Source organism: Pseudomonas sp. (genome assembly GCF_049300855.1).
Taxonomy (GTDB): Bacteria; Pseudomonadota; Gammaproteobacteria; order Pseudomonadales; family Pseudomonadaceae; genus Aquipseudomonas.
In genome coordinates this window covers 25,634-52,550 of record NZ_JBAQKH010000003.1, presented here as the reverse complement: position 1 = coordinate 52,550, position 26,917 = coordinate 25,634, and the positions used below count along the sequence as shown (strand labels likewise).

The following is a 26,917-nucleotide window of genomic DNA, read 5'->3' as shown; positions in this document are numbered from 1 at the left end:
CTGAAAAACCGAGTCGATTATGGATTCACAGCAAATCGTTCAAGTCGGTGTAAATCGCCAATCTCCCCCAATCAGTCCCCTCTCCCTCCGGGAGAGGGCTAGGATGAGGGGCTCTTGATCTTAAAACACAAAAAAAGCCGCAACCCTAAGGTTGCGGCTTTGTCATTTCAGCCTTTCAGATCAGTGGGCAAACAGCGAATTGCCCTTCTGCCCCGCCAGTTTCTCCGGCTTGATCAGGAACTTCGCCAGTGCCGGCAGCAGCCACAGCGCACCGAACATGTTCCATAGCAGCATGAAGGTCAGCATCAAGCCCATGTCGGCCTGGAACTTGATCGCCGAGAAGATCCAGGTGCACACACCGATCGCCAGGCACAGGCCGGTGAACAGTACCGCTTTACCGGTGGATTTCAGCGTTTGGTAATAGGCTTCCTGCAACGGCAGCCCGGCACGCAGGAAACTCTCCAGACGGCTGTAGATGTAGATGCCGTAGTCGACACCGATCCCCACACCCAGCGCCACCACCGGCAGGGTCGCAACCTTCACGCCGATGCCCATGAACGCCATCAGCGCGTTGCCGAGCACCGAGGTCAGCACCAGCGGCAGGACGATGCACAGGGTCGCCGCCCACGAACGGAAGGTGATCATGCACATCACCGCCACGCAGATGTACACCAGAATCAGGATGGTCAGCTCAGCCTGTTTGATGACTTCGTTGGTGGCCGCTTCGATCCCGGCGTTACCGGCCGCGAGGATGAATTCCAGGCCGTCCTTGTTATTGTCCTTGGCGAATTCCTGTACCGCATGCACCGCCCGATCGAGGGTTTCAGCCTTGTGATCGTTGAGGAACACCAGCACCGGCGCCAGCGAGCAACTGTTGTTGTACAGACCGTCGGCGCGGGCGATCGAGTTGTTCAGCACGTCCGGGTTGCGCGACAGGGTTTCCCATTTCAGGTTGCCCTCGTTCATGCCCTTGATCATCTGCTTGGACACGGTCACCAAAGAGATCGCCGACTGCACGCCCTCGGTGTTCTGCATCTTCCACATCAGTTCGTCGATCGGCGCCATGGCTTCGTAGCGTGAGCAGCCTTCAGCCTTGGTCTTGACCATCACCACCAGCACGTCGGAACTGGTCGAGTAGTTGTTGATGATGAAGTTGTTGTCCTTGTTGTAGCGCGAATCCGGACGCAGTTCCGGTGCGCCCTGGTCGAGGTCGCCGATTTTCAGGTTCTGGCTGTACCAGAGACCGCCACCGAAGGCGATCAGCGCCAGCACCACCGAGATGCGTGCGACTTTCGGATTGGCGAAATTCGACAGCAGGCGCCAGAACGGGTGTTCGCGGTTGGCGTCCTTCTTGCTCCTGGCAATCGCGCGTTTACTGATGCCGACATAGGAGATGGCGACCGGCAGCAGAATCAGGTTGGTGAACACGATCACCGCCACGCCGATCGACGCGCCGATGGCCAATTCACGGATCACGCCGATGTCGATGATCAGCAGTGTGATGAAGCCCACCGCATCCGCGAGAATCGCGATCATCCCCGGCAGGAACAGTTGCCGGAAGGTGCGCCGCGCGGCAGTCAGCGCGTTGTCGGCCTCGCTGGATTGCAGGGCGATACCGTTAATCTTCTGCACGCCGTGGGAAATGCCGATGGCGAAAATCAGGAACGGCACCAGCATCGAATACGGATCGAGCCCGAACCCGAAGAAGTGCATCAGGCCGAGTTGCCAGACCACCGCCACCAGCGTCGTACTCAATACCGCGATGGTGCTGCGCAGGCAGTTGGTGAACCACAACAGCAGGATCAGGGTGATGACGAAGGCGATGCCGAAGAACATCACCACCATCACCAGACCGTCGATCAGGTCGCCGACCTTCTTGGCGAAACCGACGATGTGGATCTTGACGTTGGGGTTCTGCGCTTCGAACTTGTTGCGGATCTTGTCTTCGAGTTCATGGGAGAACTTGCGATAGTCCAGGGCGAGCAACTTGCCCTGGTCTTCAGGGTCCGGGTAAGACTCCAGCAACGGGATGTCGACGATGCTCGACTTGAAGTCGTTGGCCACCAGACGCCCGACCTGGCCGGACTTGAGCACGTTGTTGCGCAGCAGGTCGAGGCTGTCCTGCGAGCCGTTGTAGCTCTGCGGGATCACTTCACCGCCGGCGAAACCCTCTTCGGTCACTTCGGTCCAGCGCACGCTCGGGCTCCACAGCGACTTCAGCCCGGAGCGGTCAACGCCAGAGATGTAGAACACCTCGTCGTTGATCTGACGCAGGGTCTCCATGTATTCCTTGGAGAAGATGTCGCCATCTTTGGCCTCCACCGAAATGCGCACGGTGTTGCCCAGGTTCGCCAGATCGTTGCGGTGCTCCATCATCTTCTCGATGAACGGATGCTGGAGCGGGATCATTTTTTCAAAACTGGTCGACGGCCGGATCAGCGTCGCCTGCCAGAACAGGAAAATACTCACCACCAGGCAGATGAGGATGACTGCCGGGCGGTTATTGAAGATCAGACGTTCAAGATACGTCGCCTTTTCCTGCTGAGGAGTGATCAAGGAAGTCATAGCCCCGCCTTCTTATTATTTACTTCGGCGCCGTTTGGCTGCGTGGTGTGAACGCCACCCTGCCCGGTCAGAATCAGGTTGCCGTCGCCGGCAGCGGTGACGGAAGACAGCGAGATGCGATCCGGGCGGTTGAACACGCTGAAGGTTTCGCCATTGTCACTGCTGCTGATCACCGAACCGCCGTTGCCGACGATGACGATCGAACCGTCGGGGAGCAAGGTTGCGCCGGACAGACCGAACTCCAATGCACCACGGGCGGCTTTCAGTTCGACCTGCTCCCAAGTGCTGCCGAAATCGGTGGAGCGGTAGAGGTTGCCGCGCAAGCCGTAGGCCAGCAGGGTTTGTGGTTGCGCCGTGCCGATCACGCCGAACAGCGAGCCTTCGTATGGGCCTTCGAGTTTTTCCCAGGTCTGGCCCCAGTCGGCGGAGCGAAACATGCTGCCCGACTCGCCAACGATGAACAGCCCGGCGTCTTTCACCGCGGCGATAGCGTTGAGGTGGAATTGATCTTCGTTGTCGAGGCGGTCGCTGACGTCTTGCCAGTTTTTGCCGCCATCGGTGGTTTCCAGCAGTGCGCCATAAGCGCCCACGGCCATGCCGCTGTTGACGTCCTTGAACCAGACATCGAGCAGCGGCGATTCACGTTTGAGGTCTTCGAATTGCTTGGTCCAGGTCAGACCGCCGTCTGCGCTGGCGAGGATTTGCGCGTCGTGCCCGACCGCCCAACCGTGCTTGTCGTCGACAAAATACACCGCGGTCAGCAGTTGCCGGCTCGGCACTTTGGCCTGGGTCCAGGTCTTGCCCTGGTCGTCGGAGTAGACAATGTGCCCGCGATCCCCGACCGCCACCAACCGTGTGCCCGCGTGGACAACATCGAGAATCAGGCTTTTCGCGGCTTTGGCGGATTCGGTGGCATAGACCACGTCGGCTGGCGCCTCGGCGGCCATCACCGGTGCCGATAACGTGGCCAAGCCCAGCAGAGAGAGTGCTGTGGCCAGCAACGCGGTGTTGCGTAACGCCGGCGGGCGGCAACGACTCATAGACCTTCCCCTATTTATTATTGTTAGGCCATCTGGCCTTCAAGGGCGCCGCAAGTGTGCTCCGCTGATGGCTGGTCAGAAGCATAGTCCTGAAACCCGCAATCCAGAGCCACTTCGGAAGCTGGCTCATCCTATCGGGCTTTCGAAACGTCTGACAATCGGCGCCACGTTATCTTTTGTTAACCGAAAGCGGCCTCTGTAACAAAGAAATTCCCCTGTGCTCGCGAAGGCGCTGGGTCAGGCAATGAACATGTCGACTGGAAGGGCCTCTTCGCGAGCAAGCTCGCTCCCACAGGGGTTGGTGGTGGTGGTGGGATTTGAATACATGACCATTCGCCGGAGTGATGCGGCAAAAGTCATCGAGAGGACTTGCACGATCGGTATTATGGTATACCATCAGACGCACTGACACTCTCAATCCCCCAACGGAGCAGCTCATGAGTTTCGAAATTCGCAAGATCGTCAGCTATGTCGAAGAAACCTTCATCGAAGGCGGCAAGGCCACTGACAAGCCAGTGACCATGGTCGGCCTCGCCGTGGTGATGAAAAACCCTTGGGTGGGCAACGGTTTCGTCGAAGACCTCAAACCGCAGATCCGCGCCAATTGCTCAGACCTCGGTGCACTGATGGTCGAGCGTCTGGTCGGCATCATCGGCGGCGCGGAGAAGATCGAGGCCTACGGCAAAGCCGCCGTGGTCGGCGCGGATGGCGAGATCGAACACGCCTCCGCGGTGATCCACACCCTGCGCTTCGGCAACCACTACCGCGAAGCGGTCAAGGCCAAGAGCTACCTGAGCTTCACCAACAAGCGCGGCGGCCCGGGCACCTCGATTCAGATCCCGATGATGCACAAGGACGACGAAGGTCAGCGTTCGCACTACATCACCCTGGAAATGCAGATCGAAGATGCGCCGCGTGCCGACGAAATCGTCGTCGTGCTGGGTTGCGCCGACGGTGGCCGCCTGCACCCGCGCATTGGCAACCGCTACATCGATCTGGAAGAACTGGCCGCCGAAAAGGCCCAGTAATCACAATAAAAAGGCATTGCAGGAGCGCTCCATGATTCGGCTCACCGCTGAACTCACCCCGGCTGGCACCAGTTACCTGGCGACCGGCCAAGGCCAGCCCGTGGTTTTGATCCACGGCGTGGGCCTCAATAAAGAAATGTGGGGCGGCCAGATTGTCGGCCTGTCCAGCCAATACCGGGTGATCGCCTACGACATGCTCGGCCATGGCGCCAGCCCGCGACCGGCCAGCGGCACCAACCTGCTCGGTTATGCCGATCAGTTGCTGGAGCTGCTCGATCACCTGAATCTGCCGCAGGCAGCGGTGATCGGTTTCTCCATGGGCGGTCTGGTCGCGCGGGCCTTTGCCCTACATTACCCGCAGCGCCTGCAAAGCCTGGTGGTGTTGAACAGTGTGTTCAATCGCAGCGAAGAACAGCGTGCCGGCGTCATCGCGCGCACCGCGCAAGCCGCTGAACATGGCCCGGACGCCAATGCCGAAGCCGCGCTGTCACGCTGGTTCAGCCGTGAATATCAGGCGGCCAACCCGGCGCAGATCGCCGCATTGCGCCAGACCCTCGCCAATAATGATCCGCAGGGTTACCTGACCACCTACGAATTGTTCGCCACTCAAGACATGTACCGCGCCGACGACCTGGGCAGTATTCAGGCGCCGACGCTGATCGCCACCGGCGAACTCGATCCGGGTTCGACTCCGGAAATGGCCGAGCAACTGGCCCGGCGCATCCCCGGTGCGAAGGTTGCCGTGCTGCCTGAGCAACGGCATATGATGCCCGTAGAGTCGCCGCGTCTGGTCAATCAGACGCTGCTGGAATTTCTCCAATTCGCACACTCCCGACAAAACCATATAAAGGGGATCGTTGCATGACACTCGCACGCTTCCAGATGTGCATCGGCGGAGAATGGGTCGACGCCCTCTCCGGCAAGACTTTCGAAAGCCTCAACCCGGCGACGGCACAAGCCTGGGCCGAACTGCCTGACGCTGATGAAGCGGACGTCGAACGTGCCGTGCAATCGGCACAGACCGCTTTCGACAGCCCGGCATGGCGTGGCCTGACTGCCACCGCACGCGGCAAGTTGCTGCGCCGTCTCGGTGATTTGATCGCCGAAAACAAGGAACAACTGGCGCAGCTGGAAAGCCGCGACAACGGCAAGCTGATCCGCGAAACCCGTGGCCAGGTCAGTTATCTGCCGGAGTTCTTCCACTACACCGCAGGCCTCGCCGACAAGCTCGAAGGCGGCACGCTGCCGCTGGATAAGCCTGACCTGTTTGCCTACACCGTTCACGAAGCCATGGGCGTGGTTGCTGCGATCATTCCGTGGAACAGCCCGCTCTATCTGACCGCAATCAAACTCGCTCCGGCCCTCGCCGCCGGCAACACGATTGTGATCAAACCGTCCGAGCACGCCTCGGCGACCATTCTTGAGTTGGCGCGGCTGGCCCTCGAAGCCGGGATTCCGCCGGGCGTGGTCAACGTCGTCACCGGTTACGGGCCGAGCACCGGCTCCGCCCTCACCCGCCATCCGCTGATCCGCAAGATCGCCTTCACCGGCGGCGCAGCGACGGCGCGGCACGTGGTGCGCAGCAGCGCGGAGAACTTCGCCAAGCTGTCGCTGGAACTCGGCGGCAAGTCGCCGAACATCATCTTCGCCGACGCCGATCTCGACAGCGCGATCAACGGCGCGATTGCCGGGATCTACGCCGCGTCCGGGCAGAGTTGCGTGTCCGGTTCGCGCTTGTTGGTGCAGGACGAAATCTACGACGAATTCGTCAATCGCCTGGTCGAACGCGCCCAGCGCATCCGCATCGGCAACCCGCAGGAAGACAACAGTGAGATGGGCCCGATGGCCACCGCGCAGCAACTGGCGGTAGTGGAAGGTCTGGTGGCTGATGCTATCGCCGAAGGCGCGCGTTTGCGCACTGGCGGCAAGCGCCCGACCGATCTCGGCGACGGCTGGTTCTACGAGCCGACGCTGTTCGAATGCGACCGCAATTCGATGAAGATCATGCAGGAAGAAGTCTTCGGCCCGGTGGCGTCGGTGATCCGCTTCAAAGATGAAGCCGAAGCGCTGGCGATCGCCAACGACTCGCAATTCGGCCTTGCCGCCGGCATCTGGACTCGTGATCTGGGCCGCGCCCATCGTCTGGCGCGCGATGTGCGCTCGGGGATCATCTGGGTCAACACTTACCGCGCGGTGTCGGCAATGGCGCCGATTGGCGGCTTCAAGAACAGTGGCTATGGACGCGAAAGCGGCATCGATTCGGTGCTGGCCTACACCGAACTGAAAACGGTGTGGATCAACCTTTCCCAGGCGCCAATGCCTGATCCGTTTGTGATGCGCTAGGAGTCCTGCGAAATGATCGAACCCGGCATTTACAAAGACGTCATGAGCTCGTTCCCGTCCGGCGTCACGGTGGTCACCACCCTCGACCCGGATGGCGGCATCGTTGGTATCACCGCCAGCGCCTTCAGCGCGCTGTCGATTGACCCGGCGCTGGTGCTGTTCTGCCCCAACTACGCTTCCGACACTTACCCGGTGCTGCGTGACAGCAAGAAGTTCGCAATCCATTTGCTGTCGGCTGACCAGACGGCTGAGGCCTATGCGTTTGCCGGTAAAGGCAAGGACAAGGCCAAGGACATCGAGTGGCATCTGAGCGAACTCGGTAACCCGATTCTGGCCAAGGCGACGGCGATCATCGAGTGTGAGTTGTGGCGTGAATATGACGGTGGTGATCACGCGATTATCGTTGGCGCTGTGAAGAACCTGATCCTGCCGGCGCAACCGGTGACGCCGATGATTTACCACAAGGGCAAGCTCGGGCCGTTGCCGACCCTGGCCTGAGGCGACAATGCAAAACCCTGTGGGAGCTGGCTTGCCAGCGATGAGGGCTTAACGTTCAACATTGATGTTGGCTGATAGTCCGCTATCGCTGGCAAGCCAGCTCCCACAGGGATTGAGGTGAGGCAAAGAATATGAGTAACGAAAAGTACGAAAAAGGCCTGAAGATCCGCACTCAGGTATTGGGCGAAGCCTACGTGCAGCGTTCGATAGAGAACGCCGACGACTTCACCCGTCCCCTGCAGGAAATGGTCACCGAATACTGCTGGGGCCATGTCTGGGGCCGCGAAGGTTTGTCGCTCAAGGAGCGCAGCATGATCAACCTGGCGATGATCTCGGCACTCAACCGTCCGCATGAACTCAAGCTGCATGTGCGTGGCGCCTTGCGTAACGGCCTGAGTCGTGAGCAAATACGCGAAATTCTGCTTCAGGTCGGCATTTATTGCGGCGTTCCGGCAGCCGTGGACAGTTTCCGGCTGGCCCGTGAAGCCTTTGCCGAAGCCGACGCCGAAGCCTCAGTTAACCCCTCGGCTGTTTAGATGCCCGTCTGGCATGGACAGCCAACCGAAAGAGCGGACCCCATGAAACGCCAGCCACTCGACGACAGCTTCAAGGTCAATCGCAACCCCGTTACCCTGCGCGAAATCGTGCTGGATAAACTGCGTAGCGCGATCATGAATTTCCAGCTCATGCCAGGCGATCGTCTGGTCGAACGCGATCTGTGTGATCGCCTGGGCGTCAGCCGCACCTCTGTGCGTGAAGCCCTGCGCCACCTTGAATCCGAAGGTTTGGTCGAGTTCGCCGATGCCAAAGGCCCGCGTGTCGCCATCATCACTTTGGCCGACGCCGTCGATATCTACGAATTGCGTTGCGTGCTGGAAGGCTTGATCGTTCAGCTGTTCACCCTGCGCGCCAAGGCCAAGGACATCAAAGCCCTGGAAAAAGCCCTCGACGACAACCGCAAGGCGCTCAAGGACGGCGAACTGCAACAGGTGATCGACTCGGTGCAAGGCTTCTACGACGTGCTGCTCGAAGGTTCGGGCAACCATGTCGCGGCAACGCAACTGCGTCAGTTGCAGGCGCGCATCAGCTACTTGCGCGCGACTTCGGTTTCGCAGGAAAACCGTCGCGGCGCGAGTAATCAGGAAATGGAAAAAATGGTCGCGGCGATCAAAAGCGGCGATCCGCTGGTGGCGCATCAGGCCTGCGTCGATCACGTACGCGCGGCGGCTGCCGTGGCCCTCGATTACCTAAAGCGCAAGCAGGAAGAGACTGGCGCTACGCCTGCGATCACCCTGCCGATCGCGCTGAAAGAACCCCGTATAGGTCACTGATATGTTCAGCCCGAGCTTTTGCCCGAAATGCGGTGGCCCTGACCTCGGTCAGCAGATACCGGCGGGCGATACGCACGAGCGCCTGATGTGCCGCGGCTGCGGCTACATCCACTACGTCAATCCGAAGATCATTGCCGGCTGCATCATCGAGCAGGACGGCAAATATCTGCTGTGCCAACGGGCGATTCCCCCGCGCCCGGGCACCTGGACGCTGCCGGCCGGTTTCATGGAAAGCGGCGAAACCACCGAACAAGCGGCGATCCGTGAAGTCTGGGAAGAAAGCGGCGTGCGCGCGGAAATCGTCTCGCCGTATTCGATTTTCAGCGTGCCGAAGATCAGCGAGGTGTACATCATCTTCCGCGCGATCGCGCTGGAGATTACCGGGCAGTTCGGGCCGGAGACCATGGATTACAAATTCTTCGCACCGGAAGAGATTCCGTGGGAACAGATCTATTACCCGGCGATCCGGCAGATTCTCGAGCGCTATATCGAAGAGCGCCAGGCTGGGGTGTATGGGATTTACATGGGCAATGACGACAGCGGCAAGATCCACTTTATCCGCTGATCACCACCTATCCCCCTGTCTGATCGTTCCCACGCTCCGCGTGGGAATGCAGCCCGGGACGCTCCGCGTCCCTTTCAAAGCCGAACGCGGAGCGTCCGAAGAGGCATTCCCACGCGGAGCATGGGAACGATCAATACCCTAGGCTTCAGAGTGGGGCGATGCCTTCGACGATGACGATTTCCGCCCGCGCCCATTCTTCGCGATACCTTTTCGCCTCCTGGTACGCCGCCGAGTGGTAGCACGCCACAGCCTTCTCATAGCTCTCGAACTCGATCACCACGCTGCGTTGTGGCGTCTCGCGCCCTTCCATCGCCTCGTTGCGCCCGCCTCTGGCCAGAAACTTCGCGCCAAACTCGGCAAAGGCGGCCGGCGCGCGCTGGGTGTATTGGCTGTAGTGATCGGCATCGGCTATATCCACATGAGCAATCCAGTACGCCTTCATAGTGACCTCTTTGTTGATTTTGTATTATGGTATACCAATATATTTCCAACGAACCCTGAGAGTCCAGCATGGCCTTCAATAGCATCGAAGAAATCATCGAAGATTATCGCCTCGGCAAAATGGTCCTGCTGGTCGATGACGAAGACCGCGAAAACGAAGGCGACCTGCTGCTGGCCGCCGACCGCTGCACGCCTGAGGCGATCAGCTTCATGGCCCGTGAAGCGCGCGGGCTGATTTGCCTGACGCTGACCGACGCACATTGCCAGCGTTTGGGCCTGGAGCAAATGGTCCCGGCCAATGGCAGCGTGTTCAGCACCGCGTTTACCGTGTCGATTGAAGCGGCGGTTGGCGTGACCACCGGCATCTCGGCGGCAGATCGCGCCTGCACCGTTGCTGCCGCTGTCGCACCGAATGCCCGCGCGGAAGACCTGGTGCAGCCGGGCCATATCTTCCCGCTGCGGGCCAAGGAAGGTGGCGTGCTGACCCGTGCCGGGCATACCGAGGCGGGTTGTGACCTGGCACGCCTCGCCGGGTTCACCCCGGCCTCGGTGATTGTCGAGGTGATGAACGACGACGGCACCATGGCCCGTCGCCCGGATCTGGAAGTGTTCGCGCGCAAGCACGGGATCAAGATCGGCACCATCGCCGACCTGATCCACTATCGCCTGAGCACCGAGCACACCATCGAACGGATTGGCGAACGTGAGCTGCCAACGGTGCATGGCACCTTCCGCCTGATCACCTTTGAGGATCGCATCGAGGGCGGCGTGCACATGGCGATGGTCATGGGCGATTTGCGTCGTGAAGAACCGACGTTGGTGCGCGTGCACGTGATCGATCCGCTGCGCGATCTGGTCGGTGCCGAATACAGCGGGCCGACGAATTGGACGCTGTGGGCGGCGTTACAACGGGTTGCGGCTGAAGGGCACGGGGTTGTGGTGGTGCTGGCCAATCACGAGTCGTCGCAGGCGCTGCTTGAGCGGGTGCCGCAATTGACTCAGCCGCCTCGGCAGTTCAGTCGTTCGCAATCGCGGATTTATTCGGAGGTGGGGACTGGGGCGCAGATTTTGCAGAATCTGGGGGTGGGTAAGCTACGTCATCTGGGCCCTCCTTTGAAATACGCTGGCCTGACCGGGTATGACCTGGAGGTGGTCGAAAGTATTCCGTTCACTGAATAAAGCTGCCCTCACCCCAGCCCTCTCCCGGAGGGAGAGGGAGCTGACCGAGTTGTTTAGTCGCTATACGCCGACCTGAGATACCGAGCCGAACTCAGGTTTTGAACAGCCTCCAATCAGCCCCCTCTCCCGAAGGGAGAGGGCTGGGGTGAGGGGCTGGATCTGACATTCACAAAAAACATCCAAGCCGAACGCATCAAATAACCGCCCGGCCAGATAACCGGTAAGGCAAAGTGCTTGCACAAAGTTTGGAATACCATAATATGATATTCCATAGACCGGACACTCCAACGAACGTCCATCTACTGCTCCCGACAGGCGGGCAACAACGCAAGCCCGCTCAAAAACACAACAATGAGGGCGTAAAAATGGTGTTGAACAAAGCTGCAACCGCGATCTTTTTTGCGGGACTGCTCAGCGTCACCGGCCAGGCTGCAATGGCGGCCGACAGCGTGAACTTCGTCAGTTGGGGCGGAAGCACCCAGGACGCGCAGAAACAGGCCTGGGCCGATCCGTTCAGCAAGGCCAGCGGCATCACCGTCGTGCAGGACGGCCCGACCGACTACGGCAAACTCAAAGCCATGGTCGAGAGCGGCAACGTGCAGTGGGACGTGGTCGATGTCGAAGCCGATTTTGCCCTGCGCGCCGCGGCTGAAGGCCTGCTCGAACCCCTCGATTTCAAAGTGATCCAGCGCGACAAAATCGACCCGCGTTTCGTCAGCGATTACGGCGTCGGCTCGTTCTTCTTCTCCTTCGTCCTCGGCTACAACGAGGGCAAACTCGGCACCAACAAGCCGCAGGACTGGAGCGCGCTGTTCGACACCAAGACCTACCCCGGCAAACGCGCGCTCTATAAATGGCCAAGCCCTGGCGTGCTCGAACTGGCGCTGCTGGCCGACGGCGTGCCTGCCGACAAGCTCTACCCGCTGGATCTGGACCGCGCCTTCAAGAAACTCGACACCATCAAGAAAGACATCGTCTGGTGGGGCGGCGGCGCGCAGTCGCAGCAACTGCTGGCGTCCGGTGAAGCGAGCATGGGCCAGTTCTGGAACGGTCGCATTCACGCCCTGCAAGAAGACGGCGCGCCGGTCGGCGTGAGCTGGAAACAGAACCTGGTCATGGCCGACATTCTGGTGATTCCAAAGGGCTCGAAAAACAAGGACGCAGCGATGAAGTTTCTCGCCAGCGCCAGCAGCGCCAAAGGCCAGGCCGACTTCTCCAACCTGACCGCCTACGCCCCGGTCAACCTCGACAGTGTGGAGCGTCTGGATTCGGCGCTGGCCCCCAACCTGCCGACTGCCTACGCTAAGGATCAGATCACTCTTGATTTCGCGTACTGGGCCAAAAACGGCCAGGCCATCGCGACACGGTGGAACGAATGGCTGGTCAAATGAAAATGGCGGCCACCGCGTCCCGTCCCTCCACTGCCACCGGCAGCGCCCAAAGCGCTGCCGGCTCGGCCCACGGAACACAGGCGGTTGCGATGCAGCAAGCCCCGTCCCTCAGACAACGCTGGCGCGGCGCCGGCAACCTCGTGCCAGCGCTGCTGTTCATCGGCCTGTTCTTTCTCGCGCCGTTGATTGGCCTGCTGTTGCGCGGCGTGCTTGAACCTGTGCCCGGCCTTGGCAACTATGAACAACTGTTCGCCAACTCGGCCTATGCCCGAGTACTGCTGAACACCTTTTCGGTGGCCGGGCTGGTAACGCTGTTCAGCCTGTTGCTGGGTTTTCCGCTGGCCTGGGCGATCACTTTGGTGCCGCGCGGCTGGGGTCGCTGGATCCTCAACATCGTGCTGCTGTCGATGTGGACCAGCCTGCTCGCCCGCACCTATTCGTGGCTGGTACTGCTGCAAGCCTCGGGCGTGATCAACAAGGCGTTGATGGCGATGGGCATCATCGATCAGCCGCTGGAAATGGTGCATAACCTGACCGGCGTGGTGATCGGCATGAGCTACATCATGATCCCGTTCATCGTCCTGCCGTTGCAGGCAACGATGCAGGCCATCGACCCGATGATTCTGCAGGCTGGCTCGATCTGCGGCGCCAGTCCGTGGACCAACTTCTTCCGGGTGTTCCTGCCGCTGTGCCGGCCGGGTCTGGCCTCCGGTGGCTTGATGGTGTTCGTGATGTCGCTCGGTTACTACGTGACCCCGGCGTTGCTCGGTGGGGCGCAGAACATGATGCTGCCGGAGTTCATCATTCAGCAGGTGCAATCGTTCCTCAACTGGGGCCTGGCCAGTGCCGGCGCCGCGTTGCTGATCGCGATCACTTTGGTGCTGTTCTACTTCTACCTGAAGCTTCAACCGGAATCCCCGGTTGGCGCCAGTAACGCGAGGTAAGCCGACATGCTCCTGACTCCCAATGCGATGAGCCGCCGGATGCGTTTCGGCCTCTATGCCACTACCGGGCTGATCGGTTTGTTTCTGCTGTTGCCGATCGTGTTTATCGTGCTGCTGTCGTTCGGTTCCTCGCAGTGGCTGGTGTTTCCACCACCGGGCTGGACGCTGAAATGGTACGGCCAGTTCTTCTCCAACCCGGACTGGATGAACGCCGCAGCCGCCAGTCTCAAGGTCGCTGTGCTGACCACGATCTGCGCCGTGGCCCTTGGTATGCCGACGGCGTTTGCACTGGTGCGCGGACGTTTTCCCGGCCGGGAAATGCTCTACGGTCTGTTCACCCTGCCGATGATCGTGCCGCTGGTGATCATTGCCGTGGCGGTGTATGCGCTGTTCCTTAAGCTCGGTTACACCGGGACCATGTTCGCATTTGTCGTCAGCCATGTGATCGTCGCGTTGCCGTTCACCATCATCTCGATCATCAACTCGCTGAAGCTGTTCGATCAGTCGATTGAAGACGCCGCGGTGATCTGCGGTGCTTCGCGCCTGCAAGCGGTGTTCAAGGTGACGTTCCCGGCGATCCGCCCGGGCATGGTCGCCGGCGCCCTCTTCGCCTTCCTCGTTTCGTGGGACGAAGTGGTGCTCAGCGTGATGATGGCCAGCCCGACCCTGCAAACCCTTCCCGTAAAAATGTGGACCACCCTGCGCCAGGACCTGACGCCAGTGATCGCCGTCGCTTCGACGTTGCTGATCGGCTTGTCGGTGTTGGTCATGGTCATCGCCGCCGCGCTGCGCCGGCGCAACGAAATCAGCGCCTGAGCGCCAGGAGTACGACATGAGTGCCGTGATCAAAGATGCTTCCCAGCAGAACGACAAACCCCTGGTCAGCCTGCGCAACCTGAACAAGCACTACGGCGACTTTGCCGCCGTCGACAACATCTCGCTGGACATCAAGGACGGCGAGTTCCTGACCTTCCTCGGCTCCAGCGGCTCGGGTAAAAGCACCACACTGTCGATGCTCGCCGGGTTTGAAACACCGAGTAGCGGCGAGATTCTCGTCAACGGCCAGTCGCTGGTGAACGTGCCGCCGCACAAGCGCGACATCGGCATGGTGTTCCAGCGCTATTCGCTGTTCCCGCACCTGTCGGTGCGCGACAACATTGCCTTCCCGTTGGCGATTCGCAAACTGGCGACGGCTGAGCGCGAGAAGCGTGTCGATGCGATGCTGAAACTGGTGCAACTGGAACAGTTCGCCCATCGCCGCCCTTCGCAACTCTCGGGCGGCCAGCAACAACGCGTGGCTATTGCCCGGGCGCTGGTTTACGAACCGCGCATTCTGCTGATGGACGAACCGCTCGGCGCGTTGGATAAAAAGCTGCGCGAGGATTTGCAGGATGAATTGCGCCAACTGCATCGTCGTCTGGGCATCACCATCGTTTACGTGACCCACGACCAGGAAGAAGCCATGCGTTTGTCGCAGCGCATTGCGATTTTCAGTCACGGCAAGATTGTGGGATTGGGCAGCGGTTATGACCTTTATCAGAATCCGCCGAATGCGTTTGTGGCGTCGTTCCTCGGTAACTCGAACTTCCTCAAGCTCAAGGCGCAGGGTAATGCGGCGGCTTCGTTTGAAGGGCAGTCATTGTCGATTCGACTGACCGCTGGTTTGCACACCGATCAGGATGTGTTGCTGATGGTGCGGCCGGAAAAGGCACTGGCGTTGAGCGTGGCGCAGGCGAGCAGCGAACCGCTGCCGTCGGGGTGGAATGAGGTTTCAGCGAAGGTGGTGGAAGTGTTGTTTCTCGGTGAGAGCCAGACGTGCAGTGTGGTCACGTCGGGCGGGACTTCGATGACGGTGAAAGCGTTGTCGGCTGCTGGCATGCCGCTCAAGGCCGGGGATCCGGTGCAGGTGCGCTGGGCTACTGCCGACGCCTGTGTCTACACCGAATGGACTGAAAGCGACCTGAACAAAGCCGCCGGCTCCCACTGAAATCCCCTGCGGCAGCTCCTACAGGAATGCATTCCGAATGTGGGAGCGAGCTTGCTCGCGAAGGGGCCGTGTCAGTCACCAGCAATATTGAATGACACACCACATTCGCGAGCAAGCTCGCTCCCACAGGGTCTGCCGTCATTTCAACAATGTCCCCCTCAGGGCCACCCCAGCGTCGGGCTGCGGTGGCTCTTTTTTTATCTCAAGGCGCCACCGTCACATCGCCCTGCCCGCTCTCGGCGAGCGCTGCAGCGACAAACCCTTCAGCCTTCTTGCGCTCAACGAACGCCCGCACATACGCCGCGCCGGCCCTGCGCCCACGGGGCACGGCCATGGCCTGGCGAATCGCCGTGAATGCACCGTCCAGCACGCGGTAACGCGCGTCGGCATCCGCGACTTTCTGCAATGGCTGACGAACCCCGGCGGCGGCATCCAGGTGTTGCTCGATAAACAGGTCAACGGCACCCGCCGAGGTTTCGGCACGCTCCAATTGTGCGTGCTTCAGCGTGCGACTGAGGAACAGGTCATAGGCTGCGCCTTTGCCAACGGCCAGTCGCAATCCTGGCTGATCGAGATCCTCGACGTTGCGATACGGTGCCTGCGCTTCGATCAGATAAGTCCCTTCAATAATCACGTACGGCTCGCTGAACGCGATCTGCGCCTCACGCACCGGCTCGATCGCAAGAAACGCCAGATTCCATACGCCCTCTTCCAACGCCGCGAAGACCTTGCCCGCCGCATCAAAGGTGCGCATCTCCAATTCGACACCCAACTCGGCAGCCAATGCTTTGGCCAATGCCACCGAAACACCCTGCGGCGCACCGTCCGCCCCGCGCTGTGCCAGCACCGGGTTGCCAAAATTGATGGCGGCATGCAGCACGCCGTCGGGCGCGAGATCGGCCATTACGGCCGGGGTGATTGCACTCATGGTGTTGCTCCCTGATCGGATAAAAAGTCAGTGTGCGTCGTGGCTGACACTGTCGAGGACACAACACACAGCGCGTAAGCCTTATGTCGGTGCCTGACAGGCACTCAAGTGTTCCAGCGCCCGACGCGTCACCGCATCGATGTAAGCCGCGTCACCATAGACCCGCGCCAGCAGAATCGCCCCCTCGTAATCCGCCACCCATTGTCGAGCGGTCAGCAAGGCTTGTCCCTCATCGACCTGGCCTTCCAGCAAATGCGCAAACGCCTTGGCCCATGCATCGAAAAATCCGCGAATCGGCTCCAGCAATTCACTTTTACCGTACGCCGCATCGACCGCCACCACGCCCATCAGGCAACCAATCGAGTCATCCTGAAACAGCCGCGCAGCCTTGCGGCCCATTTTGCTCAGGCGTTCTTGTGGCGTGAGTTTTTCGTCGAAGGCAACGGCAAACAAGGTCTGGTTGATGACCTGATGCGTCCAGTCGAGCACGTCACGCAGCAAGGCCTCCTTGTTCGGATAGTGGTGATAGAACGAAGCCTTGGTAAAGCCGCAAGCGGACGCGAGTACGTCCATGGTGGTGCCATGGTAGCCGAGGCGTTTGAAGGTATTGGCGCACCGCAGAAGCAGCTCTTCACGGGGGATTTTCAACGGTCGCACGGGTATTTCCTGATCCGGATAACTGGCGGTGATTCTATGACATAAGCCTGCCCTTCTCAATTTGACGGTTACCAACTGTTCGTTTAGTTTCTATTAACCGAACAGATGGTCAGTAACTGGCCGCCGACAAAAAATCAGGGAGAGCAGAGATGAACGAAGCCAACAGTGGCCCCGGCCGAGTCACCCGCGAACAACGCGGTCAGTTGTTTTTGATCGGTCTGGATCGCGCCGGCAAACGCAACGCATTCGACAGTGCAATGCTGACGGACCTGGCATTGGCCATCGGCGAGTATGAGCGCAATGACGAACTCCGCTGCGCCGTGCTGTTCGCGCATGGCGAGCACTTCACCGCAGGCCTGGACTTGATGGAGCTGACGCCGAAACTGGTGTCAGGCGCCTTCAAGTATCCTGAAGAAGGCATCGACCCATGGGGCGTTTCCAAACCGCGCAGGCGTAAACCGGTGGTGGTTGCCATTGAAGGCATTTGCTGGACGGCGGGCATCGAATTGATGCTCAACGCCGATATCAGCATTGCCGCCACCAATGCCCGTTTCGCTCATCTGGAAGTGTTGCGCGGGATCTCTCCCGCCGGCGGTTCCACCGTGCGCTTCACCCGCGCAGCGGGCTGGACCGCCGCCATGCGCTACATGCTCACGGCGGAAGAGTTCGATGCCGATGCCGCCCTGCACATGCGCCTGCTGACCGAAGTGGTCGCACCCGGCCAGACTCTGGCACGCGCCATCGAATACGCCGAACGCATTGCCAAGGCTGCGCCTCTGGCGATTCAGGCGACGCTGCAATCGGCGTTTCTGGCGCAGGATCAGGGTGACGATGCGGCACTGTCGAAGCTTGATGAACAACTGCTGGCCCTGATCAAAACCGAGGATGTCCGCGAAGGCGTCATGGCGATGATGCAAAAGCGCGAACCGCAGTTCAAAGGTCGCTGAAGGCTTTGCTCAACTCACTCGGAACAATTTCATGAACACCATGGCCGCAGCCTTCACCGAATCGATCCAGAGACAGGACATCGCCCTCATTGCCCGCGATGGTTATCCGTTGTCAGCCAAGCGCTACAGCGCGCCGGGCGCGGTCAAAGGCAACCTGATCATGGCCGGCGCCACCGGGGTGCAACAGCGTTTTTATCGGCGCTTTGCCGAGCATGCAGCGCGTCAGGGCTTCAATGTCCTGACCCTCGATTACCGGGGCATCGGTGAATCGAAGCCGGCTTCCCTCAAAGGCTTTGAGATGTCTTATCTGGATTGGGCTTATCAGGATCTGGCGGCGGCAGTGGATCTGCTAAGCCAGGAAGCGTTGCCGTTGTATTGGGTCGGCCATTCGTTTGGTGGTCACGCGATTGGTCTGTTGCCCAATCACCCCGCCCTGACAGCTTGCTACACCCTGGGCAGTGGCGCGGGGTGGAGCGGCTGGATGTCCCGAACCGAGGCCTGGAAAATCCGTCTGATGTGGACGTTTGTGCTGCCGGTGATTGTCGCCCGCAAAGGCTACATGGCCTGGAGCATGCTGGGCATGGGCGATGATTTGCCGCTGGGCGTTTACAACGACTGGAAACGCTGGTGCAAATTCCCCCACTACTACTTCGACGACCCCCAGATGAGCCATCTGCATGCGCTCTACGCCGAGGTCACAACGCCATGCGTTTTCGCCACGTCGGTCGATGATCCGTGGGCGCCACCGCGTTCGCGCGATGCGTTTGTCAAAGCCATGGTGAATGCACCGCTGACATTGCTGGATCTGCAGCCGCAACTGGGCAGCAAACCGTACGGGCACATGGGTTACTTCCGTGAAAGCGCACAGCCGTTGTGGGATGAGGTGCTTGATTGGCTGCAAAGCGTCCCTGCACACACCACATAACTTGTAGGAGCTGCCGCAGGCTGCGATCTGTTGATCTTGCTGTTAAAAACAAGATCAACAGATCGCAGCCTCGTTTCACTCGACAGCTCCTACAGGGGTTTTGTGGTGTTTAGGTGATCGGGGAATAGCCTTCGATTTCGTCCGGCCAGGCGGTGAGGATTTCGAAGCCGGTTTCGGTCACCGCGACCATATGCTCCCACTGCGCCGACAACGAGCCATCCTTGGTCAGCACCGTCCAGCCATCGGGCATGTTTTTCACATGACGCTTGCCGGCATTGAGCATCGGCTCCACGGTAAAAATCATCCCGGCCTTAAGCTTCATCCCCTGATTGGGAAAGCCGTAATGCAGAATCTGCGGCTCGTCGTGATAGACCTTGCCAATCCCGTGCCCGCAATACTCGCGCACGACGCTGAAGCCTTCCTTCTCCGCCAGGCTCTGAATCGCGTGGCCGATGTCGCCCAACGTCGCGCCCGGTTTCACCACGCGAATACCCGCGCACATCGCTTCGTAAGTGGTCTTGATCAAGTGCTGCGCCTCAAGCGTCGCCTCACCGACCACGTACATGCGGCTGGTGTCGCCGAACCAGCCGTCCTTGATCACGGCGATGTCGAGGTTGACGATGTCGCCATCCTTCAACGGCGTCCCCGATGGAATCCCGTGGCAGACCACGTCATTAACCGAGGCGCAGACGGTTTTCGGAAAGCCGTGATAGCCGACGTTGGCCGGCACCGCTTTCTGCACGTTGACGATGTAGTCGTTGCACAGCCGATCCAGTTCATCGGTGGTCACGCCGGCCTTGACGTGCGGCACCAGCATTGCCAGCACTTCAGCGGCGAGTTTGCCGGCAGCGCGCGATTGCGCGATGTCGGCCGGGGTGTTGATCTTGATCTGGTTTCTCATGCGCTGACGGCTTCCTGAGTCAGTTGTTGCAGGTCGAGCCCGCCATTTTGTTCGGCGCGAATCAGCAAGCGGCAGATCGCACTGTGGTCGAGGTTGGGGTGCAGTTCGGCGAGCATGCCGATGCGCATCCAGTGCTCGGCTTGCGCGTTGATCGAGCGGCTGAGGGCGTTGCTGGAGATCCGCAGGTTCTCGTGCATGTCCTCTGAAATCTTTACGATGCCCATATATGAATCCGATACGATGTGTATATGGATCGTATATTAGCCAAGCCTTAAGCGAAATTGCAAATCAACTCAGCGCCGCATCGAAAAACGATGAGATAAGCCGACTGGAACGCCGCTCGGCCAGGCAGTACAGATAAGTCTCGGTAAAGAGTTCTTCGCCTTCGATTCTGATCGTGCGGATTTTTGGATCAGCAATGAACTCCGCTTCCGACACCACGCCCAACCCGAGCCCGCGCACCACCGCCTCACGCAACGCCTCGCGACTGCCGATTTCCATGGCGATGCGCGGTTTGACCTGCGCCGCATTCAGCGCCTGTTCCAGCACCAGCCGCGTGGTCGAACCGGGCTCACGTTGCAGCAGCCGCTGCCCTTCCAGTTCCTCCAGGCGCACGCTGCCACGATTGGCCAGCGGATGCTCATGGTGCGCAAACAAGATGATCGCATGCCGTGCATAACGCACCGAACACAACGCCGGATCATCCTGCCGCCCGGCCAGCACGGCGATGTCGGTCACGTAGTTTTCCAGATCCGACAGCACTTGCGCCGAGTTGCCCACGCGGATCGACACATCGATATTCGGATGCTGCTGCAAATAGCTGTCGACCATTTCGATCACATGAAACGGCCCCACCGCACCGACCTTGAGCTGGCCGCTGTCGAGCCGTCCGGAGTCGCGCAGCAGGTTGTGCGCCTCCAACTCCAGCAAGGCAAGCCGTTGCGCGATCGGCAGCAGTTGCCGTCCCACATCCGACAACTCGATCCGCCGCCCACGGCGATGGAACAGCTCGACATTGTGCTGACGTTCCAAGGCTTGCACCTGAGTGGTCAGGGTCGGTTGACTCAAGCCCGACGCGCGCGCACCGGCACTGAAACTGCCGTGACGGGCAACGGCGAGAAAGGCCCGCAATTTGGCGCTCGACATCCATAGACTCCATCAATAGTTAGCTGCGGTTTCGCATATTGAATTGATTGAATGACTGTCACGTGACAGCCCTAGCCTGTGGCAACTCCCAACCACACCGTGGAATGCCATGAAAACAATCAAACAGTTTCTGCGTGTCGCCAGCCTTGCCGTACTTGCCCTGAGTGCCAGCCAGGTCTGGGCCAAGGACAAACTGACCATTGGCCTCATCCCCTCAGAAGATTCCCAGGCGATGATCGAATCGAGCAAACAAGTGCTCGACGATCTGCAAGCCAAAATCGGCATGCCAGTGGTGCCGTTCGTGGCCACCGACTACAACGGCATTATCGAAGCGCTGCGCTCAGGCAAACTCGACGTCGCCTACCTCGGGCCGTTCTCCTACGTGCTGGCGACCTCAGTGGCGGACGTCGAAGCGTTCTCCGTGGCAGTAACCAAGAAGACCGGACAGAGCGCATACAAAAGCGTGATTCTGGCGCGCAAGGACAGCGGCATTCATACGTTGGCCGACCTCAAGGGCCATACCTTCGCCTTCGTCGACCCGAGTTCAGCATCTGGTCACCTGTTCCCAAAAGCAGGTCTGGAACAAGCCGGTTTTGCCCCGGACAGCCTGTTCAAACGGGTGATTTTCTCCGGTTCCCACGACGCCAGCATCCTCGCGGTCGAGAACAAGAAAGTTGACGCGGCAGCCGTGGCTGACCGCATCTTCGCCAGCGCCGTGGCCAAAGGTGTGGTGAAGCAGGATGACTTTGAAATCGTCTGGAGCTCCAAGCCGATTCCCGAATCGCCGATGGTCTGGCGCAAGGCGCTCGATCCGGAACTGAAGAAGAAAGTCGCCGACGCACTGGCCTCGATCAAGGACGTGCCGTGGGGTGATCAGGGCGTGCTCAATGGTTTCCAGCCGACCACCGACGCCTCTTACGATGTGGTGCGCGAAACCGCCAAGGTGCTCGATCTCGATTTGCGGAGCATGAAATGATCAGCATCCGTCAACTGACCAAACACTACGGCAGCAACCCGGTGTTGCGCGGCATCGACCTTGAAGTCGCTGCGGGCGAATTCGTCGTGGTGCTCGGTCAGTCCGGCGCCGGTAAATCGACCTTGCTGCGCTGTATCAATCGCTTGGTGCAGGCCGACAGCGGCACGCTGAGCGTGGCGGGCATTGATGCCCTCGCCTGCCCCGACACCAGCGTTTTGCGCCGTGAAGTGGCGATGATTTTTCAGCACCACAACGTCGTGCCGCGCCTCAGCGTGCTGAAGAATGTGCTGACTGGTCGCCTCGGTTCCGTCGGCACCCTCGCCTCGATTCTGCAACTGTTTCGCCGTGACGATGTGGCGCTGGCAATGCAATGCCTGGAGCGCGTCGAACTGGCGCACAAGGCCGGCGAGCGCACCGATTCATTGTCTGGCGGGCAGAAGCAGCGCGTCGGTATTGCCCGCGCCTTGGCGCAACGGCCGCAGGTGATTCTGGCGGATGAACCGATCGCCAGTCTCGACCCGAAAACCGCGCGTCTGGTGCTGCAGTACCTGCGCGATGCCACCCGCGAACTGGGCATCACCGTGCTGTGCAATCTGCATCAGGTCGAATACGCCCGCGAGTTCGGCGACCGCGTGGTCGGCCTCGCGCACGGGAGTCTGGTGTACGACGGCGACGCGTCGGGCATGACCGAGGCCGATCTCGCGCGAATCTATCCCGGGCATTCGGCAGAACACTCCGCTGACGTCCCGGCGCCCACCCTGTCCTACCGCACTGCCTCGAGGGCCTGAGCATGCAATCGCAAAACTATCAGTGGGTCGGCGAGCGGCCCCGTGGCACGCGCGGTTGGCTGACCACCGCCGGTATCGTCCTGATCGTGCTGTGGACGCTGAACTGGAGCGCGCAAGGTGCGCAACTCAGCCTCGGTGAACTGGCGGCGGGTTTGCCGCAGATTGGTGATTTTCTCTCGCGCACCTTTCCGCCGGACCTGAGCATTCTTCCTCGTCTGCTCGCGCCAGCGGTGGAGACCTTGCAGATCGCCATTTGGGGCACCCTGCTCGGTGTGTTGCTGGCAATTCCGCTGTCCTTTCTCGCGGCGCGCAATCTGAGCCGCAACCGCTGGGTGTTTCACGCCACCCGCCAGGCACTGAATTTCACCCGCAGCATCAACGAACTGATCCTCGCGCTGATCTTTGTTTCAGCCGTCGGCCTCGGCCCGTTCCCCGGTGTCCTGGCGCTGGCACTGCATGGCCTGGGCATGCTCGGCAAGTTCTTCGCCGAGAGCATCGAAGAGATCGACCAAGGCCCGATCGAAGCGCTGCAAGCGACCGGTGCGCGGCCACTGCAGGTGATCGTGTTTGGCGTTTTGCCGCAAGTCATCACCGCGTGGATTGCCGTGATTCTGTACCGCTTCGAAGTCAACCTGCGCTCGGCCACGGTGCTGGGCATGGTCGGCGCTGGTGGCCTGGGCTTTGAACTGGTGAGCAGTCTCAAGCTGTTCAAATATCAGGAAACCGCGACCTGCATCATCGTCATCACTTTCATGGTGATCGTCGCCGACGCCGTATCGAGTCGACTGCGTGCCGCCATCCAGAGCGGTTCGACGCATTAACCGCCGCTGTTATCGGCTCAGCCGATTCAAACCTGCGATTTATCGATTTGTACCGTTGTCGACCGCCATCGAGTATGTGGCCACACGACAACAACAAGAAGGATCCACCATGACTGCCCGTTTTCAGAACCCCGTCGATACCCGCTTCGGCTGGGGCAGCCTGCAAGACCTCGCTGCCATTACCGACCAGCAGACCGTGGCCCTCGTTACCTTCCCTGAGGCCCGTGGGCTGGGGCTGATCGATCGCCTGCAAGCGTTGCTCGGTGAGCGTCTGGTCTACGTGTTCGAAGACGTTCAGCCCAACCCGGACGTCGCCCATCTGCGCAGCACGTATGAGCAGTTCTGGCAGCGGGCCGCCGATTGCGATGTGGTGCTCGCGGTTGGTGGTGGCAGCGCCATCGACACCGCCAAAGCCTTGATCGTCGGCACCGAATCCGGGCATTTCGATGAACTGTTGACACTGCTGGCGACCGGTGAACCGTTCACCCCGGCACGCTGCAAACAGTTGATCGCCGCGCCAACCACCGCCGGCACCGGCAGCGAAGTCACGCCGTGGGCGACGATCTGGGACAGCGCCAGCCAGAAGAAATACTCGCTGCATCTGGATTGCACCTGGCCACGGGTGGCGATCATCGACCCGCAACTGATGCTCACTGTGCCGGCCAGCGTCACCGTCTCTACCGGGCTCGATGCGTTGTCCCATGCGCTGGAAGCGATCTGGAACGTCAACGCCAATCCGGTCTCGGACACCTTCGCGATCTCCGCGATCGAGGACATCCTCGAATGCCTGCCGCGCCTGCACAAGGACCTCTCCAGTCACGAATTGCGCAGCCGCATGGCACTCGCTGCGCTCAAGGCCGGGCTAGCGTTTTCCAACACCAAAACCGCGCTGGCGCATTCGATTTCCTATGAGATGACCTTGCGCCACGGCTTGCCCCACGGCATCGCCTGCTCCTTCACCTTGCCGCTGGTATTGGGTTTGGCTTGGGGTCAGGACGCCACTCGCGACCGTACCTTGCAACGGGTATTCGGCGCGGACCTGGGCAAAGCCCAACAGCAACTTCGCGAGTTCCTGCACAGCCTCGGGGTGAAGACCGAGTTTGCCGATTACGGCGTCTCGGCCAAGGACGCCGACGCCATCATCCACCTCGCGATGCAGGGCGCGCGCGGCAAGAACTTCATCGGTTCGCAAGCCGCCTGACGTCGCCCGAAAACTGAACGACCCAAGCACAGCCGGCGGCGTACAACGCTGCGGTGATTTCCTGTCGCACCGAAAAAGAGTGCACCCGCCGACGACAAACGGCGGGACTCCACAACAATAAGGAAAAGATCATGAATCGTGCCCAAACCATGCCTGGTCTCGCCGTCCGTTCTGCCTCGTTCCGGGTCGCGCAGTGGCGCATGCTGCTGGCGGCGATGTTCTGTTACCTGTTTTTCTACACCGGCCGGCAGACCTTCGGTTTTGCCATTCCGGGGATTCAGGCCGAGTTCGGTTTGAGCAAGGAAACCCTCGGCTGGGCCTCTGCTGCGATGCTTTGGGCCTACGCGATTGGTCAGGCCATCAACGGCAACCTCGCCGACAAGTTCGGTGGCCGGCGCATCATGACCCTCGGCGCGGTGCTGTCTTGCGGTGCCAACTGGGTGACCAGTTTTGCCGGCGGTTTCAGCAGTCTGATTCTGCCGTGGGGCGTCAACGGCTACTTTCAGGCCTTGGGCTGGGCGCCGGGTGGTCGGTTGATTGCCAATTGGTGGGCAGCGGGTGAACGCGGCAAGGTCTATGGTTTTTACACTTTCGCTGCCGGTTGCGCGTCGATTCTGTCGTACGTCACCTCCATCGTCGTGCTCGAAGTGCTGCAACTGGAATGGCGCTGGATCTTCCGCTTGCCGGTGCTGCTGATGCTCGCCGGCGGGATCATTTTCTATCTGGTCGCCCGCGAACGGCCGCAGGATCTGGGCTTTGAGCCCGTGGGCGATACCGGCGTGGCCAACGCTGACGACAAACATCAGGAAGCCGCGCAGGGCGAAGTCGAGTCCTCGGCGCAACGCTATAAAGCGGTGCTGAAGAATCCGCGTTTGCTGATCGCCGCGCTGTCCCTGGGCTTTCAAAACGCGGCGCGCTACGGCTTGATCGTCTGGGTGCCGGTGCACTTTCTCGGCGCCAACTGGAAAAGCGGCGACAGCATGGTCGATCCGAAATGGATCACCGTCGCCCTCCCCGTCGGCATGGCGGTCGGCGCGTTGAGCAACGGCTGGGTGTCGGACAAGTTGTTCGGCTCCAAGCGTTACCTGGCGATCATGCTCTATATGGTGCTGGGGGCGGCGACCAGTCTGTGGATGTGGAGCCTGCCACCGCACAGCGTGATCGGCCTGGTGGCGCTGTTCCTTTGCGGCTTCTTCGTCTACGGCCCGGCCTCGAGTTTCTGGGCTCTTTGTCCGGACCTGGTAGGTGCCAAACGCGCCGGCACCGCGACCGGGATCATGAACTTCTCGTCCTACCTGTTCGCCGGGCTGGCCGAGCCGATGATCGGTCGTTTGCTTGACACCACGGCAAACACGTCTCTCATCTTTATTGTGGTCACCAGCGCCTGCCTGTGCAGCGCGGCAGTGGCATTGTTCATTCGACGCTGACGGGGCTTGCATGTACCAGTATCACAAGTGGTTGCGTTCGTTTCATGCGGTGGCGAAAACCGGCAGCTTCACCCTCGCGGCAGAGTACCTCAGCGTCGGCCAGCCGACCGTCAGCGAGCAGGTCAACGCGCTGGAGAACACCTTCTCGGTGGAGCTGTTCCATCGCCGTGGCCGCTACATCGAAATGAGCGCGGCCGGGCACAAACTCTACGCAATCACTCAAGGTCTGTTCGGCCAGGAAGATGAAGCAGTGCAACTGCTGCAGAGTTTCAAACAACGTAAAAACGGCATGTTGCGTCTCGGCGCGGTGTCGCCGCCGATTGCCATGAACCTGACCTATGAGCTGATGCAGCGCCATCCGGATATCGAACTGGAAACTTCGTTTTCCTCGGAAAAGGACACCTTGGCGCGGTTGTTCAACTTCGATATCGATGTGGCGATTCTGGCCTTGTCGGAATTCGATGAGCGCTTCCATACGCGCCTGTATCACCGCTATCCGATTATCGCCGTGGTGCGCGATGACCATCCGTGGGCCAGTCAGGCGCAGGTTCACATCAGCGAAATCAGCCGCGAGAAATGGGTGATGCGCGAGCAAAGTGCGCGTACCCGGCAACTGGTCGAAGAAAGCTGCAAGCGCCTCGACATCGACCTCAACCGCGTCATGCAACTCAACAGCCGCGAAGCCATCGTGCACGCCATCGTCAAAGGCATCGGTATCGGGTTTGTCTCGGCCGTCGAGTACGCCGAAACTCCGGGCACCACGCCGATCACCTTCGTCGATCACCCGTTCTTTATCGAATACCACCTGTGCTGCCTCGGCATCCGCCGGAACCGGCCAGTGATTGCCGAACTGTTTGATGCGAACCCACCGCTGAGCTGATCAGCACT

General features: G+C 60.3%; 28 protein-coding genes. 20 read left to right on the top strand and 8 right to left on the bottom strand.

What is annotated here, in order from left to right:
• Positions 1-180 precede the first annotated feature (180 nt).
• Positions 181-2,565, bottom strand: a complete 2,385-nt coding sequence (locus WA225_RS01020; protein WP_422606534.1) for an efflux RND transporter permease subunit — start codon at positions 2,563-2,565, stop codon at positions 181-183.
• Positions 2,562-3,605 carry a WD40/YVTN/BNR-like repeat-containing protein gene (locus WA225_RS01015; RefSeq protein ID WP_422606533.1) on the bottom strand — a complete coding sequence of 348 codons (1,044 nt, stop codon included), beginning with the start codon at positions 3,603-3,605 and terminating at the stop codon, positions 2,562-2,564. Before WA225_RS01015 ends, WA225_RS01020 begins: the two co-directional genes overlap by 4 nt.
• A gap of 437 nt (positions 3,606-4,042) precedes the next feature.
• Between WA225_RS01015 and WA225_RS01010 the strand changes: the two genes are divergently transcribed.
• The 7 genes from WA225_RS01010 to WA225_RS00980 all read left to right on the top strand — a co-directional run bounded on the left by WA225_RS01010 (position 4,043) and on the right by WA225_RS00980 (position 9,370).
• A complete protein-coding gene (locus WA225_RS01010; RefSeq protein WP_098964278.1) occupies positions 4,043-4,633 on the top strand; it encodes an amino acid synthesis family protein in 591 nt (196 codons plus the stop codon).
• A 31-nt stretch (positions 4,634-4,664) separates the two neighbouring features.
• The gene (locus tag WA225_RS01005) at positions 4,665-5,498 is read left to right on the top strand and encodes an alpha/beta fold hydrolase (protein WP_175554561.1); all 834 of its coding nucleotides are present in this window, start codon (positions 4,665-4,667) and stop codon (positions 5,496-5,498) included.
• Positions 5,495-6,976: an aldehyde dehydrogenase gene (locus tag WA225_RS01000; protein ID WP_422606532.1), complete on the top strand. Its 1,482-nt coding sequence runs from the start codon at positions 5,495-5,497 to the stop codon at positions 6,974-6,976. Before WA225_RS01005 ends, WA225_RS01000 begins: the two co-directional genes overlap by 4 nt.
• Before the next feature lie 12 nt (positions 6,977-6,988).
• On the top strand, positions 6,989-7,474 hold the full coding sequence (locus WA225_RS00995; RefSeq protein ID WP_007917997.1) for a flavin reductase family protein: 486 nt from the start codon (positions 6,989-6,991) through the stop codon (positions 7,472-7,474).
• A 131-nt stretch (positions 7,475-7,605) separates the two neighbouring features.
• Positions 7,606-8,010, top strand: a complete 405-nt coding sequence (locus tag WA225_RS00990) for a carboxymuconolactone decarboxylase family protein (RefSeq protein WP_034155594.1) — start codon at positions 7,606-7,608, stop codon at positions 8,008-8,010.
• A gap of 42 nt (positions 8,011-8,052) precedes the next feature.
• Positions 8,053-8,805, top strand: coding sequence for a GntR family transcriptional regulator (locus tag WA225_RS00985; protein WP_422606531.1), 753 nt, complete (start codon positions 8,053-8,055; stop codon positions 8,803-8,805).
• A gap of 1 nt (position 8,806) precedes the next feature.
• Positions 8,807-9,370, top strand: a complete 564-nt coding sequence (locus WA225_RS00980) for an NUDIX hydrolase (RefSeq protein ID WP_422606530.1) — start codon at positions 8,807-8,809, stop codon at positions 9,368-9,370.
• Between the two features lie 145 nt (positions 9,371-9,515).
• On the opposite strand, the gene WA225_RS00975 is transcribed toward WA225_RS00980, so the two are convergent.
• On the bottom strand, positions 9,516-9,812 hold the full coding sequence (locus WA225_RS00975; RefSeq protein ID WP_422606529.1) for a DUF1330 domain-containing protein: 297 nt from the start codon (positions 9,810-9,812) through the stop codon (positions 9,516-9,518).
• A 68-nt stretch (positions 9,813-9,880) separates the two neighbouring features.
• Between WA225_RS00975 and ribBA the strand changes: the two genes are divergently transcribed.
• The 5 genes from ribBA to WA225_RS00950 all read left to right on the top strand — a co-directional run bounded on the left by ribBA (position 9,881) and on the right by WA225_RS00950 (position 15,312).
• Positions 9,881-10,990 carry a bifunctional 3,4-dihydroxy-2-butanone-4-phosphate synthase/GTP cyclohydrolase II gene (gene ribBA / locus WA225_RS00970; protein ID WP_064119862.1) on the top strand — a complete coding sequence of 370 codons (1,110 nt, stop codon included), beginning with the start codon at positions 9,881-9,883 and terminating at the stop codon, positions 10,988-10,990.
• Positions 10,991-11,355: 365 nt separating this feature from the next.
• Positions 11,356-12,381, top strand: coding sequence for an ABC transporter substrate-binding protein (locus tag WA225_RS00965; protein ID WP_422606528.1), 1,026 nt, complete (start codon positions 11,356-11,358; stop codon positions 12,379-12,381).
• Complete coding sequence (locus tag WA225_RS00960; protein WP_422606546.1) at positions 12,378-13,325, top strand: ABC transporter permease; 948 nt, start codon at positions 12,378-12,380, stop codon at positions 13,323-13,325. The genes WA225_RS00965 and WA225_RS00960 overlap by 4 nt, the downstream gene beginning before the upstream one ends.
• A 6-nt stretch (positions 13,326-13,331) precedes the next feature.
• Positions 13,332-14,141, top strand: coding sequence for an ABC transporter permease (locus tag WA225_RS00955; protein ID WP_422606527.1), 810 nt, complete (start codon positions 13,332-13,334; stop codon positions 14,139-14,141).
• A gap of 16 nt (positions 14,142-14,157) precedes the next feature.
• Positions 14,158-15,312, top strand: coding sequence for an ABC transporter ATP-binding protein (locus WA225_RS00950; protein WP_422606526.1), 1,155 nt, complete (start codon positions 14,158-14,160; stop codon positions 15,310-15,312).
• Between the two features lie 202 nt (positions 15,313-15,514).
• Here WA225_RS00950 and WA225_RS00945 read toward each other — a convergent pair whose 3' ends face one another.
• Together WA225_RS00945 and WA225_RS00940 are read right to left on the bottom strand one after the other, a co-directional pair.
• Positions 15,515-16,240 carry a transporter substrate-binding domain-containing protein gene (locus WA225_RS00945; RefSeq protein WP_422606525.1) on the bottom strand — a complete coding sequence of 242 codons (726 nt, stop codon included), beginning with the start codon at positions 16,238-16,240 and terminating at the stop codon, positions 15,515-15,517.
• A gap of 81 nt (positions 16,241-16,321) precedes the next feature.
• Positions 16,322-16,897: a TetR/AcrR family transcriptional regulator gene (locus WA225_RS00940; RefSeq protein ID WP_008088096.1), complete on the bottom strand. Its 576-nt coding sequence runs from the start codon at positions 16,895-16,897 to the stop codon at positions 16,322-16,324.
• A 149-nt stretch (positions 16,898-17,046) separates the two neighbouring features.
• Between WA225_RS00940 and WA225_RS00935 the strand changes: the two genes are divergently transcribed.
• A complete protein-coding gene (locus tag WA225_RS00935) occupies positions 17,047-17,844 on the top strand; it encodes a crotonase/enoyl-CoA hydratase family protein (RefSeq protein WP_159814598.1) in 798 nt (265 codons plus the stop codon).
• A 31-nt stretch (positions 17,845-17,875) separates the two neighbouring features.
• A complete protein-coding gene (locus tag WA225_RS00930) occupies positions 17,876-18,769 on the top strand; it encodes an alpha/beta fold hydrolase (RefSeq protein WP_422606524.1) in 894 nt (297 codons plus the stop codon).
• A gap of 109 nt (positions 18,770-18,878) precedes the next feature.
• On the opposite strand, the gene map is transcribed toward WA225_RS00930, so the two are convergent.
• The 3 genes from map to WA225_RS00915 all read right to left on the bottom strand — a co-directional run bounded on the left by map (position 18,879) and on the right by WA225_RS00915 (position 20,816).
• Positions 18,879-19,670, bottom strand: a complete 792-nt coding sequence (map, locus tag WA225_RS00925; protein WP_212546102.1) for a type I methionyl aminopeptidase — start codon at positions 19,668-19,670, stop codon at positions 18,879-18,881.
• Complete coding sequence (locus tag WA225_RS00920) at positions 19,667-19,894, bottom strand: ParD-like family protein (RefSeq protein WP_007918027.1); 228 nt, start codon at positions 19,892-19,894, stop codon at positions 19,667-19,669. The genes map and WA225_RS00920 overlap by 4 nt, the downstream gene beginning before the upstream one ends.
• A 64-nt stretch (positions 19,895-19,958) precedes the next feature.
• Entirely contained in the window at positions 19,959-20,816 is an 858-nt protein-coding gene (locus WA225_RS00915) for a LysR substrate-binding domain-containing protein (RefSeq protein WP_422606523.1), read from the bottom strand.
• A gap of 109 nt (positions 20,817-20,925) precedes the next feature.
• Between WA225_RS00915 and phnD the strand changes: the two genes are divergently transcribed.
• The 6 genes from phnD to WA225_RS00885 all read left to right on the top strand — a co-directional run bounded on the left by phnD (position 20,926) and on the right by WA225_RS00885 (position 26,909).
• Positions 20,926-21,792 (top strand): phosphonate ABC transporter substrate-binding protein, encoded by an 867-nt coding sequence (gene phnD, locus WA225_RS00910; RefSeq protein ID WP_422606522.1) that lies wholly within the window; start codon positions 20,926-20,928, stop codon positions 21,790-21,792.
• Positions 21,789-22,580, top strand: coding sequence for a phosphonate ABC transporter ATP-binding protein (phnC, locus tag WA225_RS00905; RefSeq protein ID WP_422606521.1), 792 nt, complete (start codon positions 21,789-21,791; stop codon positions 22,578-22,580). The genes phnD and phnC overlap by 4 nt, the downstream gene beginning before the upstream one ends.
• A 2-nt stretch (positions 22,581-22,582) precedes the next feature.
• On the top strand, positions 22,583-23,401 hold the full coding sequence (gene phnE, locus WA225_RS00900; protein ID WP_422606520.1) for a phosphonate ABC transporter, permease protein PhnE: 819 nt from the start codon (positions 22,583-22,585) through the stop codon (positions 23,399-23,401).
• Positions 23,402-23,510: 109 nt separating this feature from the next.
• Positions 23,511-24,602, top strand: coding sequence for an iron-containing alcohol dehydrogenase PsrA (gene psrA / locus WA225_RS00895; RefSeq protein WP_422606519.1), 1,092 nt, complete (start codon positions 23,511-23,513; stop codon positions 24,600-24,602).
• A gap of 131 nt (positions 24,603-24,733) precedes the next feature.
• Positions 24,734-26,029 (top strand): MFS transporter, encoded by a 1,296-nt coding sequence (locus WA225_RS00890; protein ID WP_422606518.1) that lies wholly within the window; start codon positions 24,734-24,736, stop codon positions 26,027-26,029.
• Positions 26,030-26,039: 10 nt separating this feature from the next.
• Positions 26,040-26,909 (top strand): LysR substrate-binding domain-containing protein, encoded by an 870-nt coding sequence (locus WA225_RS00885; RefSeq protein ID WP_422606517.1) that lies wholly within the window; start codon positions 26,040-26,042, stop codon positions 26,907-26,909.
• Positions 26,910-26,917 lie beyond the last annotated feature (8 nt).